Below are 13,463 nucleotides of genomic sequence, written 5' to 3'. Positions count from 1 at the left end.
GACACGGTGTACTTCGGCGCGGGTCTCGAGCAGAACACGCTCGATATCGATGCGAACACGCCGCGGAGCTATATCGACTACGTAAACGAATTCGGCCGGGTCGTGAATAACGTTCCGCTGACGGTCGGCTGGTCGCGGGATAATCGCGACAGCGCATTGGTTCCGAGCCGTGGTTACTACACGCAGACGAACGCCGAATACGGCACGCCAGCGGGTGACACGACCTATGTCAAGGTCGACGCCCAGGCGCAGTATTACTACTCGTTCGCACGCGGCTTCGTACTGGGGCTGAACTTGCAGGGCGGTTACGGTAAGGGGTTGAAAGGCCAGACCTACCCGATTTTCAAGAACTACTTCGCGGGTGGTATCGGTTCTGTGCGGGGCTACGAGCCTAGCTCGCTCGGTCCGCGCGACGCGACGACCAACGACCCGATCGGCGGTTCGCGCATGGCGGTGGGCAATATCGAGTTGACGTTCCCGTTGCCGGGCACCGGATATGACCGCACGTTGCGTGTGTTCACGTTCCTCGACGGTGGTAACGTCTGGGGCGACCCGGGTCAGGGCGGTACCACTTCTGGTGCGAATGGATTGCGGTATGGTTACGGTGTCGGTCTGGCGTGGATCTCGCCAATCGGCCCGCTCAAGCTGAGCCTGGGTTTCCCGGTGCAGAAGCATACGGGCGACCAATATCAGAAGTTCCAGTTCCAGATCGGTACGGCGTTTTAAGCGGCGATCGGGACACATCGGCGACTGGTCTCGGCTTTTGCGGGGGAGTCCAGCGCCATGCTTAAGTCACGCGTTGGTTAGCGTAACAAGTAACGTGAGGAAGACTTTGCGAACCGGTAAGCTTTCGAAACATTTGGCATTGGCGCTAGCGCTATCAGTCATCCTGGGTTTGATGAGTGTTGCCACGGCGGACGCGCAGGAGACACGGATAGCCGCGGTCAATTCCGATCGGATCCTGCGGGAGTCGGCGGCGGCGAAGGCCGCGCAGACGAAGCTCGAACTTGAGTTTTCCAAGCGGGACAAGGCGCTACAGGACATGGCCACCCGGCTGAAGACCTTGTCGGACGCCATGGACAAGAACGGACCGACCATGGCGCCTGCCGATCGCGCATCAAAGCAACGCGAACTGTCGCAGGTTGACCAGGACTTCCAGCGCAAGCAGCGCGAGTTCCGTGAGGATCTGAACCAGCGTCGTAACGAGGAACTCGCGGCCGTGCTGGATCGCGCGAACAAGGTTATCAAGCAGATTGCGGAGCAGCAGCATTACGACCTGATCGTGCAGGAAGCGGTGTACGTCAGTCCGCGTATCGACATCACCGATCAGGTGCTGAAGGCGTTGGCCGCCAATCAGGCGAATCCGGCCAGTGGCACCAATCCAACCAGTCCGAACTGAGCGGGAGTCGCACCGGATGGCATTAGACAGCGCGATCACCCTGAGCGAACTGACAAAGCGCTTCGGCGGGGACATAGCGGGTGACGCGGCGCACCGGGTGAGCGGCCTTGCCCCGCTCGACAAAGCCGGCCCGCAGCAACTCGCATTTCTCGCGAACCAGAAATATTTGTCGCAGGTCGAGAGCACGCAGGCTGGCGCGGTGCTGATTTCGCCCGCCGATCTGCAGAAAGTGGCGTCGCCGGAAGGGCGAAACTTCATCGTCACGCCCAATCCTTACGCTTACTTTGCGCGCGTTGCGCAGGTTTTCATCGACCTTGCGACGCCGCCTGCCGTTCCCGGGATTCATCCGAGCGCGTGGGTTCACCCATCGGCCAAGGTCGCGGCAAGCGCCGTCATCGGGCCGCACGTGAGTATCGACGCAGAAGCGGTGATCGGTGAGCGCGTGAAGCTGGACGCGGGCGTGTCGATCGGCCAGGGTGTCAAGCTCGCTGACGACGTCCATCTCTATCCCAATGTGACGATCTACCACGGCTGCAAGCTCGGCGCGCGCGTGATCGTCCATGCGGGCGCGGTCATCGGCGCGGACGGTTTTGGCTTCGCGGGGGATTTCTCGGGCGAGGGCGAGGACCGCACAGGCAGTTGGGTCAAGATTCCACAAGTTGGCGCGGTGGTCGTGGCGCAGGACGTCGAGATCGGCGCAAATACCACGATCGATCGCGGCGCAATGGCCGACACGATTATTGAAGAAGGCGTGAAAATCGATAACCTCGTGCAGATCGGGCATAACTGCCGGATCGGGGCCTATACGGTGATTGCGGGCTGCGCGGGGATTGCCGGCAGCACGAACATCGGACGGCATTGCATGATTGGCGGCGCGGTGGGCATTGCGGGCCACGTGACGCTGGCGGACTACGTGATCGTGACGGCGCAGTCGGGCGTGTCGAAGTCGCTGCTGAAGCCGGGCATGTACACGAGCGCATTTCCTGCGGTGAATCACGCCGACTGGAACAGGAGCGCTGCGATCGTCCGCAATCTCGACAAAATGCGCGAACGCATCAAGGCGCTGGAAATGGCGGTCGGCGACAGCAACTCAGGCAAGATTTCAGGCAGTCACTAAAAGCGGTATATACGCGGTATTTACGTGGTATATAAGCCGGCATCCAACGTCTGGCCGGTCCGAGACGAACGGCCAGACAGTCAACACCCCGCGCCAACAGGCGCGCGAGCAGAACGACTATGAGCACTGAAAAAATCAATCTAGACATCCACAAGATCCTCACGTTGCTGCCGCATCGCTATCCGATACTGCTTGTCGACCGCGTGCTCGAACTCACGCCGCACAAGAGCATCAAGGCGCTCAAGAACGTGTCGATCAACGAGCCGTATTTTCAGGGTCACTTCCCTACGCGTCCCGTGATGCCCGGCGTGCTGATTCTCGAAGCGCTCGCGCAGGCGGCAGCGCTCTTGACGTTCGCGGAAGAAAAAGAGCCGCATGATCCGGAAAACACGCTGTATTACTTCGTGGGTATCGACGCTGCGCGCTTTAAGCGCGTGGTCGAACCCGGCGACCAACTGATTCTGAACGTGAATTTCGAGCGCTACATGCGTGGCATCTGGAAGTTCAAGGCGCGCGCCGAAGTTGACGGCGCCGTGGCTGCTGAAGCCGAACTGATGTGCACCGTGAAGAACACGGCCTCCGATACAAAGTGACGGCCGACGCAGGCATTCACGGCAGAACGCAACTGAACACAAGCGAGGGCGCATGAGTCAGATTCACCCCACCGCCATCATTGAACCGGGCGCGCAACTCGACGAATCCGTCGAAGTCGGTCCGTACGCGATTATCGGCGCACATGTGCGGATCGGCGCGCGCACGACGATCGGCTCGCATAGCGTGATCGAAGGCCATACGATTATTGGCAGCGACAACCGGATTGGACATTACGCGTCGGTCGGCGGCCGGCCGCAGGACATGAAATACAGGGACGAGCCCACGCGGCTCGAGATTGGCGACCGAAACACGATTCGCGAATTCACCACGATCCATACCGGCACCGTGCAGGATAACGGCCTGACGTCGATCGGCAGCGACAACTGGATCATGGCCTACGTGCATGTGGGACATGATTGCCGGCTGGGCGACAACATCGTCATGTCGAGCAATGCGCAACTTGCGGGTCACGTGACGATCGGCGATCACGCGATTGTCGGCGGCATGTCAGGCGTGCACCAGTTTGTTCGGATTGGGGCGCACTCCATGCTGGGCGGTGCTTCGGCGCTCGTGCAGGACATTCCGCCCTTCGTGATCGCGGCCGGTAACAAGGCCGAACCGCACGGTATCAACGTAGAAGGTTTGCGTCGGCGCGGTTTTTCGGCCGAAGCGATTTCTGCGCTGCGAACAGCGTATCGCGTGGTGTACAAGAGTGGCGCGACGCTGGAAGAAGCGAAAATCCAGTTGCGCGAGCTGGCTGCTGCGGGCGGAGACGGCGATGTGCCGGTCACCGCATTCGCCGATTTTATCGACGCGTCGCAGCGCGGCATCATCCGTTGATCGGCGCCCGATGACGCTCGTACCCGCACCCCTGCGCGTCGCGATGGTCGCTGGCGAGCCGTCAGGTGACATGCTTGCAGCCTCCCTGCTGGGCGGCCTGACCGAGCGTCTGGCGGCAGGCACCCAGTACACAGGCATTGGCGGTCCGCGCATGACGGCCGCCGGTTTCGATGCGCACTGGCCCATGGACAAGCTGACGGTGCGCGGCTATGTGGAAGCACTGAGGCACATTCCCGAAATCCTGGGCATTCGCAATGAATTGAAGCGGCAATTGCTCGCGGAGCCGCCGTCGGTGTTCATCGGCGTGGACGCACCCGATTTCAATTTCAGTCTCGAACATGCGCTGCGCGAGGTGGGCATCCCGACCGTGCATTTCGTGTGTCCGTCGATCTGGGCGTGGCGTGGCGGCCGGATCAAGAAGATCGCCAAGGCCGTCGATCACATGCTGTGCGTGTTCCCGTTTGAACCGGCGCTGATGGAAAAAGCGGGAATCGCGTCGACCTACGTGGGCCATCCGCTTGCCGATGACATCCCGCTCGTGCCTGATGTGGAAGGCGCGCGCCGTGAACTTGGTTTGCCGGCAGGCGGCCCGATCATCGCCGTGTTGCCGGGTAGCCGGCGTTCGGAGATCGCGCTGATCGGCCCGACCTTTTTCGACGCGATGGAACTGATGCAGCGGCGCGAACCCGGCGTGCGTTTCGTGATGCCGGCGGCGACCGTCGCGTTGCGTGAATTGCTCCACCCTCTGGTCGCTTTGCATCCCGATCTCGCGCTGACCATTACGGACGGCAATGCGCAGCTCGCCATGACCGCTGCCGACGCCATTCTCGTCAAGAGCGGCACGGTCACGCTGGAAGCGGCGTTGTTGAAGAAGCCGATGGTCATTTCGTACAAGGTGCCCTGGCTCACGGGCCAGGTCATGCAGCGGCAGGGTTACCTGCCGTACGTCGGCTTGCCGAACATTTTGGCCGGGCGTTTTGTCGTACCGGAAATCCTGCAGCATTTTGCGACGCCCGAAGCACTTGCCGACGCCACGCTCAAGCAGTTGAACGATGAAACAAACCGGGCGACACTCACGGAAGTCTTCACGCAAATGCATCTAGCGCTTCGTCGGAACACGGCGCAACGTGCGTCGGAGGCGGTCGCGCAGGTGTTGGAAACGAGGAGGGCGCGCTAGTGGGCAGGATCGTGGCGAAAGGTGCCGTTCGGCGCGCCAAGCAGCCCGCGTTCGATTTCGACTCGCCGTCGGATATTGTGTGCGGCGTCGATGAAGCCGGGCGCGGTCCGCTCGCGGGGCCTGTCGTAGCGGCCGCTGTGATCTTTGATCCATCGAAACCGAAAATTCGCGGCCTTGACGACTCGAAAGTCTTGAGCGCCAAGACCCGCGAAGAGTTGTACGAGAAGATCGTGGATCGCGCGCTTGCTTACTGCGTCGCGTCGGCATCGGTCGAGGAAATCGATACGATCAACATCCTCCACGCCACCATGCTTGCCATGAAACGCGCGGTGGAAGGGCTATCGGTCACCCCGACGGTCGTGAAAATCGATGGCAACCGGTGTCCGACGTTATCGATGCGCTCGGATGCCGTCATTGGTGGCGACGCATTGATTGCACAGATATCGGCGGCATCGATTCTCGCTAAAGTGACGCGCGACCGCATGTTGATGCAATTGCACGATCTTCATCCCCTTTATGGTTTCGATGCCCACGCAGGTTACGGCACGCCGCAACACTTGAAGGCGCTGCTGGAACATGGTCCTTGCGAGCATCATCGGCGATCGTTTGCCCCGGTGCGCGAGGCTTACGCGCGCTGTGCCGTGACGTCGCCGGCCGTTGCTGGGGTCCTGATAGCGTCCCTGGAAGAGGGCGTCAATGCCCATCCGTTCTAGCCTGTTGGTCACGTGAAATCCATTACCTCGCGGGACAATCCGCTCTATAAGCGTCTCAAGGCGTTGGCCGGATCGACCGCACACCAGCGGCGCAGCGGTCACGCGTTGCTGGAAGGGTTGCATCTTGCAGCAGCTTATCTCGACGCTGCCGGCCAGCCGGAGACGTGCGTGGTGACCGAGGGTGCCCTGTTGCACGATGAAGCGCGGCAAATCGTGGCGCGGATTGGTTCGGCTCGGGTCTATACGCTTCCCGATGCGCTGTTCCAGCAGTTATCGAGTCTCGTGCATGGCGTCGGGATAGTCCTGCTGGTTGACAAGATCGTCGCGCCGCTCCCGGAGCGGATTACCCAAACGTGTGTTGTGCTCGATGGGGTTCAGGACCCGGGCAATGCCGGTTCCATTTTGCGAACCGCTGCCGCTGCGGGAATTCAGAATGTTTTTTGCATGCCCGGGACTGTCTACGCGTGGTCTTCGAAGGTCTTGCGTGCCGGCATGGGCGCGCATTTTCTATTGAATATCTTTGAAGACATCGAGTCGATGGATTTAGTGGCTCGGTTTTCTGACCACGTGCCTATTGCCATTACCGATTCACATGGTGCAAAGGCGCTTTATGACTGCGATTTGTCGGGGCAACTGGCTTGGGTTTTCGGAAACGAAGGGGCAGGAGTTTCACAGGTCTGGCGTGACAGCGCGCGGTTGCGAGTGACGATTCCGCAGCCCGGAGGAATGGAATCGCTTAACGTTGCGGCCGCCGCGGCGATTTGTTTGTTTGAACAGGTTCGGCAGGGGCGTTAGGGCTGAGCGCGCGGTTTTAATGCCGCAAGCGGCGCCCCGCCCGTTAACCGTTAATAATATGAAGGCCGTTCCAGGCGAATCTCCTGCAAGATCGTAGTCGCAATTTCTTCAATAGATTTATGCGTCGACGATAACCACTTCACTCCCTCACGCTTCATCATTGCTTCGGCTTCGTTCACCTCATAGCGGCAATTCGCCAATGCAGCGTATTTACTGCCCGGCCGGCGCTCGTTCCGAATCTCGGATAGCCGCTGCGGATCAATCGATAACCCGAACATCTTGTCCTTGTATTCAAGCAACGGCGTAGGCAAGCGCCCGCGTTCAAAATCCTCGGGAATCAGCGGATAGTTTGCTGCCTTAACCCCATACTGCATCGCCAGGTACAACGACGTCGGCGTCTTCCCGCTGCGCGATACCCCGACCATGATCACGTCGGCGTCGATCAGATTGCGATTCGATTGCCCATCGTCGTGCGCCAGCGAAAAATTGATCGCTTCAATACGATTCTTGTACTCCTCCGTATCGGCATTCTGGTGAACCCGGCCCATCGCATGCGTCGACTTGATATCGAGTTCAAGCTCCAGCGGCTCGATAAACGTCTGGAACATGTTCAGCACGAGCGCATTCGAGCGCCGCACGATCTCATTGGACGCGCTGTCCACCAAGGTCGTGAAAACGATCGGACGGCGACCATCGAGCGACACCGCCTCGTTGATCTTCTGCGTGGTCGCGTGCGCTTTTTCAGTGCAATCGACGAACGGCACGCGCACGAGCCGGAACTTCTGGTCAAACTGGGACAGGATCGAATGCGCGAAGGTTTCGGCAGTGATCCCGGTCCCATCGGAAACGATGAATACGGTCGGCGGCATCGGGTGTTAAGTGAACGTGGGGTGATGTGGGCTTCGGCGGATCGACGAATACGCGCGCGTGCTACCCACGCGCGGGACGAACGGCCGGCGATGAATAAAACCGCTACAAGCCAAAGCTAAGCGGCCGCTAAAACGAGCGATGTGTGCCGCCGCACCATTACGGTGTGAAGGCACTCACAGGGCCGCGCATTTGTGCCCTCCGACGAAACATTTTCGAGAGCCAGCACGGTAGAATAGCGAGAACCTGTTCGATAAGCAATTGCGGGCGATTTATCACCGATTTACGCAAATTAGGGTCTATTCGTGCGTTTTAACGGCGAAATCTAGATTTTATGGGCGGTTTTTAGCGGTGTCGGGGCGTTTCGAAGTCGTGTTTCCTTCTGTAGCAGCGTGATCGTCGAGGCGTTGCGGTGAACAGATCTGGGGCGCGTGGAGAGAAACAGCATGTGCTTATCAAACAGGTTATGCAGGTTGCGGTACGCGCTCCCAATGAGCGCCTCCGCTTCGAGCCCACTTGCATGATCGTGAATTCCATCCACCTCAGGGGCTTGTATGACTAACGAAACCAACGTTGCAAAGGATCAGGCTTATGTAGTTCCATTCGAGCAGTTGCGAATGACCGATGTCGATGTCGTCGGGGGCAAGAACGCCTCGCTCGGCGAAATGATCAGCCAGCTTGCAGAAGCCGGCGTTCAGGTACCGACCGGTTTTGCCACCACGGCAGCAGCGTTTCGTGACTTCCTCCATCACAACAACCTGACCGACCGCATCGCGAAACGTCTCGAACTGTTCGACGTCGACGACGTGAAAGCGCTCGCCGAGGCCGGCAAGGAGATCCGTCAATGGATCGTCGACGCGCCCATGCAGCCGCGCCTCGAAGAACTGATTCGCAAGGGGTTCGACACACTTCAGGCCGGCTCGCCGGAAGAGCTCTCGTTCGCGGTGCGCTCCTCGGCCACGGCGGAAGATTTGCCGGACGCTTCGTTTGCCGGTCAGCAGGAAAGCTATTTGAACGTGGTCGGCATTGAAGAAGTGCTCGATCGCATGAAGCACGTGTTCGCGTCGCTCTATAACGATCGCGCTATTTCTTATCGTGTTCACAAGGGTTTCACGCACGCGGAAGTGGCGCTGTCGGCTGGCGTTCAGCGCATGGTGCGTTCCGACGTGGGCGCGGCCGGCGTGATGTTCACGCTGGATACCGAGTCGGGCTTCAAGGACGCCGTGTTCATTACGTCGAGCTACGGCCTGGGTGAAACGGTCGTGCAGGGCGCCGTGAACCCGGACGAGTTCTATGTATTCAAGACCACGCTCGCGCAGGGCAAATACCCGATCATCCGCCGCTCGATCGGCTCGAAGCTCATCAAGATGGAATTCACGAACGCGGGCGAAGCCGGTCGCGTGAAGACCGTCGACGTGACCCACGAGCAGCGCAACCGCTTTTCCATTACCGACAACGACGTGATCCAGCTCGCGAAGTACGCGGTGATCATCGAGAAGCATTATCAGCGTCCAATGGATATCGAGTGGGGCAAGGACGGTCGCGACGGCAAGATTTTCATCCTTCAGGCGCGGCCTGAGACGGTGAAAAGCCAAAACGCCGGCAAAGCCGAAATGCGCTTCAAGTTGAAAGGCCAGTCGAACGTGCTGGCGACCGGCCGCGCGATCGGTCAAAAGATTGGCGCGGGTCCCGTGCGCGTGATTCACGATCCGTCGGAAATGGACCGTGTTCAACCCGGCGATGTCCTGGTCGCCGACATGACCGACCCGAACTGGGAGCCGGTGATGAAGCGCGCGTCGGCGATTGTGACGAATCGCGGCGGGCGAACCTGCCATGCGGCAATCATTGCGCGTGAATTGGGCGTGCCGGCGGTCGTGGGTTGCGGCGACGCCACGGACATGTTGAAAGAAGGCCAGTTGGTGACGGTGTCGTGCGCAGAAGGCGACGAAGGCAAGATCTACGACGGCCTGCTGGAAACCGAAGTGACCGAAGTCATGCGCGGCGAATTGCCGCCGATTCCGGTCAAGATCATGATGAACGTTGGCAATCCGCAGCTTGCATTCGACTTTTCGCATCTGCCCAACGCAGGCGTGGGACTGGCGCGGCTCGAGTTCATTATCAATAACAATATCGGCGTGCATCCGAGGGCGATTCTCGAATATCCGAACGTCGCGCCGGATCTGAAGAAAGCCGTGGAAAGCGTGGCGCGGGGTCATGCTTCGCCGCGCGCGTTCTACGTCGACAAGCTGACGGAAGGGATCGCGACGATTGCTGCGGCGTTCTATCCGAAGCCCGTGATTGTACGTTTGTCCGACTTCAAGTCGAACGAATACAAGAAGCTGATCGGCGGTTCGCGCTACGAGCCCGATGAAGAAAATCCAATGCTCGGCTTCCGTGGCGCATCGCGTTATATCTCGGAGGACTTCGCCGAAGCCTTCCAGATGGAATGCATTGCGTTGAAGAAGGTGCGCGAGGAAATGGGCCTCGACAATGTCGAGATCATGGTGCCTTTCGTGCGCACGTTGAAGCAGGCGGAGAAGGTCGTCGGCCTGCTCGACAAGTTCGGTTTGAAGCGCGGCGTGAACGGCTTGCGGCTGATCATGATGTGCGAAGTGCCGTCGAACGCGATCCTGGCCGAGCAGTTCCTTGAGCACTTCGACGGTTTCTCGATCGGATCGAACGATTTGACGCAGCTTACGCTGGGTCTGGATCGCGACTCGGGTATGGAACTGCTGGCGGTCGACTTCGATGAACGTGATCCGGCCGTGAAGTTCATGCTCGAACGCGCGATCGAAACGTGTTTGCGACTGAAGAAGTACGTGGGTATTTGCGGTCAAGGTCCTTCGGATCATCCGGACCTGGCCGAATGGCTCGCGAAGTTGGGCATCGAGTCGATGTCGTTGAATCCGGACACGATCATCGACACGTGGCAGACGCTTGCTAAGGCGTTGAATAAGTAAGCTCAAGTGATTTCGGGAAGGTGCTTCAAGGCTTTTTCGAGACAACTGGCGTGCTATAACACCCCGGACATTTCCGGGGTGTTTTTGTTTGGAGAGGCGTATGGCTGCAAATGGACTTTTCTGGTGGCTGACCGCCGGAGCGCTCGTGTTGCTCGAGCTGATGTCCGGCACGTTTTATCTGTTGATGGTGGCGCTTGGGTTTATCGCGGGCGGGATTGCACATCTGCTTGGCGCGGGACTCGAGATTGAATTTCCCGTGGCGGCGCTGGTTGCCCTGATCGCGGTGATCGTACTGCGGCGCTCGAAGTTCGGCATCACCAGGAAGCGCGATGCATCGCACGATCCCGGGGTGAATCTCGACATCGGCGAAACGCTGAAAGTCGATGTATGGCACGAAGGGCGCGCTCGGGCGCTGTATCGTGGAGCAGAGTGGGACATCGAGCTCGCGCCGGGAGAAACGGAAGGCGCGAGGCTTTATAGGATCACGGCGTTTGCAGGCAACACGCTGGTCGTTGCAGCAACGCATTGAACGTCCGTGCGTTGGACCATAAACATAAACATAACGAGGAATGAAGATGGATTTGACTATCGTCGGGGCAATTTTATTGGTGATCGTCTTCGCAATCGCCGCGCAAACCATCAAGATCGTGCCGCAGCAGCATGCGTGGATTCTGGAGCGGCTCGGCCGTTATCACGCGACCCTGACACCGGGGTTGACGATCGTGGTGCCGTTCGTGGATCGCGTGGCTTACAAGCACGTGCTGAAGGAAATTCCGCTGGAAGTGCCGAGCCAGGTTTGTATCACGCGGGACAACACGCAATTGCAAGTGGATGGGGTGCTGTACTTCCAGGTGACGGACGCAATGAAGGCGTCGTACGGATCGAGCAACTTCATTTACGCCATCACGCAACTGTCCCAGACGACGTTGCGCTCGGTGATCGGCAAGCTCGAACTGGACAAGACCTTTGAGGAGCGCGATTACATCAACCACAGCATCGTCACGTCGCTCGATCTGGCGGCCGCGAATTGGGGCGTGAAAGTGCTGCGTTATGAGATCAAGGATCTGACGCCGCCCAAGGAAATTCTTCATGCGATGCAGGCGCAGATCACCGCCGAGCGCGAGAAGCGTGCGGTGATTGCAGCTTCCGAAGGGCGCAAGCAGGAGCAGATCAATATTGCGTGGGGCGCTCGCGAGGCAGCTATTCACAAGTCGGAAGGCGAGCGTCAGGCGCAGATCAACCAGGCGCAGGGTGAGGCGGCCGCCATTCTTGCGGTGGCCGAAGCGAATGCGCAGGCTATCGAAAAGGTGGGTGCGGCGATTCAGACGGCCGGCGGAACGCAAGCGGTGAATCTCAAGATTGCCGAGCAATATGTTGGCGCGTTCGGCAATATCGCCAAGCAGGGCAACACGCTGATCGTGCCGGGGAATTTATCGGACATGAGTTCGATGATTGCGTCGGCGTTGACGATCATCAAGGGTGAAGGATCGGCTGGCGCGATCCGCAAGAGCTAAGGTTGTTTGGACACCGGTTCGCCAGTCAGGACGCGGCGCAAACCGGTCGTCACGTGGGACGTGGGCATCGACGCTGCAAGTCAATGCCCTTTTTTTGAACCTGCCGGTTGCGTTCGCACAGCGATTCCAACGGGTTTTCGCTGCGGGGTGCTAATGCTTCGCACCGCGCATGATCTGCGCTTTTTCGCGTTCCCAGTCGCGCTTCTTTTCCGTTTCGCGCTTGTCGTGCAGCTTCTTGCCCTTCGCGAGGCCGATTTCGCATTTGACGCGACCGCCTTTGTAGTGGAAGTTCAGCGGCACGAGGGTGTGGCCTTTTTGCTCGACCTTGCTGATGAGCTTGGATATTTCTTCAGCGTGGAGCAGCAGCTTGCGTGTGCGCACGGGGTCGGGATGAATGTGGGTCGATGCTTCTGGTAGCGGGCTGATGTGCGCGCCGATCAGGTAGAGCTCGTTGTCGCGAATCACGACATAGCCTTCCTTGATCTGGCCGCGACCGGCCCGGAGAGCCTTGACCTCCCACCCTTCGAGCACGAGCCCGGCTTCGTAGCGATCTTCGATGAAGTAGTCGAAGAAAGCTTTCCTGTTGTCGATGATGCTCATGAATGGAAAGTGCCCAACTCGTTTAAAATCCTGATTTTAGCAGTGTGGGCGCGGTAAAGCCCGTACAGCTTCCTACCCTCGCCACGCGCGCCCTTTATGGCAGATGTCCAGAAAACCGTATTAATTCGCCATTCGGCGGAGCAGATGTTCGATCTCGTTACCGATGTCGCCGATTACCCGAATTTCCTGCCCTGGTGCGGTGGCGTGGAGATCGACCGGCATGACGAGAGCGGGATGGAAGCCAAGATTCACATCAATTTCAAGGGTATCCGGCAGCATTTCGCGACGCGCAACGTCCAGTCGCGGCCGACGAAAATAGATATGGAATTTCTCGACGGGCCGTTCAGGAAGTTCACGGGGTTCTGGCGTTTCACGCCGCTGCGCGTCGATGCGTGCAAGATCGAGTTCGCGCTGCATTATGAATTTTCCAACATCATTATCGAGAAGATCATTGGGCCGGTCTTCAGCCACATTGCGCATACATTTGTGGATTCGTTCGTGAAACGCGCCGATCAGCGGTATGGAAAATGATGCTTGCCATTGAGGTTTGCTATGCGTTGCCGGACGGGCAAAGTGTCTTTTGCGCGCTATCCCTGGCCGAAGGCGCGACGGTGCGGGAGGCTATCGAGGCGAGTGGCTTGCTCGGGCGGTTCCCGGAGATTGATCTCGATGTGCAGAAGGTTGGCGTGTTCGGCAAGATTCGCCAGTTGGACGCGGTGCTTGCTGATCTCGATCGGGTGGAGATCTACCGGCCTTTGAAGTTTGATCCGAAGGTCGCCAGGCAGCGTCGGGTGGAGAAGGGCCGACGCGGATCGATCGAAGGGCGCCGGTGGACGGCTAAGGATTCTCGGCGGTGAAGGGGCGCTGGCGCTTGGGGGAGGGTGGTG

The 13,463-nt window shown here is 59.1% G+C and carries 15 protein-coding genes; 13 read left to right on the top strand and 2 right to left on the bottom strand.

Features of this window, described 5'->3' with window-relative positions; translation table 11 throughout:
* From WCA53_RS32495 to WCA53_RS32460, 8 genes are all read left to right on the top strand, one after another.
* Positions 1 to 726 (top strand): BamA/TamA family outer membrane protein (locus WCA53_RS32495; RefSeq protein WP_423921547.1); only part of this gene is annotated, 726 nt, incomplete at its 5' end.
* Positions 727 to 832: 106 nt separating this feature from the next.
* Positions 833 to 1,399 (top strand): OmpH family outer membrane protein, encoded by a 567-nt coding sequence (locus WCA53_RS32490; protein WP_423921544.1) that lies wholly within the window; start codon positions 833 to 835, stop codon positions 1,397 to 1,399.
* Between the two features lie 16 nt (positions 1,400 to 1,415).
* The gene (gene lpxD, locus WCA53_RS32485) at positions 1,416 to 2,516 is read left to right on the top strand and encodes a UDP-3-O-(3-hydroxymyristoyl)glucosamine N-acyltransferase (protein ID WP_423921541.1); all 1,101 of its coding nucleotides are present in this window, start codon (positions 1,416 to 1,418) and stop codon (positions 2,514 to 2,516) included.
* A 119-nt stretch (positions 2,517 to 2,635) separates the two neighbouring features.
* On the top strand, positions 2,636 to 3,109 hold the full coding sequence (fabZ, locus tag WCA53_RS32480; RefSeq protein ID WP_423921538.1) for a 3-hydroxyacyl-ACP dehydratase FabZ: 474 nt from the start codon (positions 2,636 to 2,638) through the stop codon (positions 3,107 to 3,109).
* Between the two features lie 52 nt (positions 3,110 to 3,161).
* Positions 3,162 to 3,950, top strand: a complete 789-nt coding sequence (lpxA, locus tag WCA53_RS32475; protein WP_423921533.1) for an acyl-ACP--UDP-N-acetylglucosamine O-acyltransferase — start codon at positions 3,162 to 3,164, stop codon at positions 3,948 to 3,950.
* 10 nt (positions 3,951 to 3,960) lie between these two features.
* The gene (lpxB, locus tag WCA53_RS32470; RefSeq protein WP_423921529.1) at positions 3,961 to 5,127 is read left to right on the top strand and encodes a lipid-A-disaccharide synthase; all 1,167 of its coding nucleotides are present in this window, start codon (positions 3,961 to 3,963) and stop codon (positions 5,125 to 5,127) included.
* Between the two features lie 11 nt (positions 5,128 to 5,138).
* On the top strand, positions 5,139 to 5,840 hold the full coding sequence (rnhB, locus tag WCA53_RS32465; RefSeq protein ID WP_423921554.1) for a ribonuclease HII: 702 nt from the start codon (positions 5,139 to 5,141) through the stop codon (positions 5,838 to 5,840).
* 12 nt (positions 5,841 to 5,852) lie between these two features.
* Positions 5,853 to 6,635: a TrmH family RNA methyltransferase gene (locus WCA53_RS32460; protein ID WP_423921526.1), complete on the top strand. Its 783-nt coding sequence runs from the start codon at positions 5,853 to 5,855 to the stop codon at positions 6,633 to 6,635.
* A 50-nt stretch (positions 6,636 to 6,685) separates the two neighbouring features.
* On the opposite strand, the gene ppsR is transcribed toward WCA53_RS32460, so the two are convergent.
* Positions 6,686 to 7,504, bottom strand: a complete 819-nt coding sequence (ppsR, locus tag WCA53_RS32455) for a posphoenolpyruvate synthetase regulatory kinase/phosphorylase PpsR (RefSeq protein WP_423921523.1) — start codon at positions 7,502 to 7,504, stop codon at positions 6,686 to 6,688.
* Between the two features lie 552 nt (positions 7,505 to 8,056).
* Here ppsR and ppsA point away from each other — a divergent pair.
* The 3 genes from ppsA (at position 8,057) to WCA53_RS32440 (ending at position 11,976) form a co-directional block, all read left to right on the top strand.
* Positions 8,057 to 10,462 carry a phosphoenolpyruvate synthase gene (gene ppsA, locus WCA53_RS32450; protein ID WP_423921520.1) on the top strand — a complete coding sequence of 802 codons (2,406 nt, stop codon included), beginning with the start codon at positions 8,057 to 8,059 and terminating at the stop codon, positions 10,460 to 10,462.
* Positions 10,463 to 10,562: 100 nt separating this feature from the next.
* A complete protein-coding gene (locus WCA53_RS32445) occupies positions 10,563 to 10,991 on the top strand; it encodes an NfeD family protein (RefSeq protein ID WP_423921516.1) in 429 nt (142 codons plus the stop codon).
* A 46-nt stretch (positions 10,992 to 11,037) separates the two neighbouring features.
* Positions 11,038 to 11,976 (top strand): SPFH domain-containing protein, encoded by a 939-nt coding sequence (locus tag WCA53_RS32440; RefSeq protein WP_423921511.1) that lies wholly within the window; start codon positions 11,038 to 11,040, stop codon positions 11,974 to 11,976.
* A 150-nt stretch (positions 11,977 to 12,126) separates the two neighbouring features.
* Here WCA53_RS32440 and smpB read toward each other — a convergent pair whose 3' ends face one another.
* Complete coding sequence (smpB, locus tag WCA53_RS32435; protein WP_423921508.1) at positions 12,127 to 12,576, bottom strand: SsrA-binding protein SmpB; 450 nt, start codon at positions 12,574 to 12,576, stop codon at positions 12,127 to 12,129.
* Between the two features lie 96 nt (positions 12,577 to 12,672).
* On the opposite strand from smpB, the gene WCA53_RS32430 reads away from it, so the two are divergent.
* Together WCA53_RS32430 and WCA53_RS32425 are read left to right on the top strand one after the other, a co-directional pair.
* Positions 12,673 to 13,107, top strand: coding sequence for a type II toxin-antitoxin system RatA family toxin (locus WCA53_RS32430; protein WP_423921505.1), 435 nt, complete (start codon positions 12,673 to 12,675; stop codon positions 13,105 to 13,107).
* Entirely contained in the window at positions 13,107 to 13,433 is a 327-nt protein-coding gene (locus WCA53_RS32425; RefSeq protein WP_423921550.1) for an RnfH family protein, read from the top strand. Before WCA53_RS32430 ends, WCA53_RS32425 begins: the two co-directional genes overlap by 1 nt.
* Positions 13,434 to 13,463 lie beyond the last annotated feature (30 nt).

It is taken from the genome of Caballeronia sp., from assembly GCF_049581465.1.
GTDB lineage: Bacteria > Pseudomonadota > Gammaproteobacteria > Burkholderiales > Burkholderiaceae > Caballeronia.
This window is presented reverse-complemented; position numbering and strand designations above follow the sequence as displayed.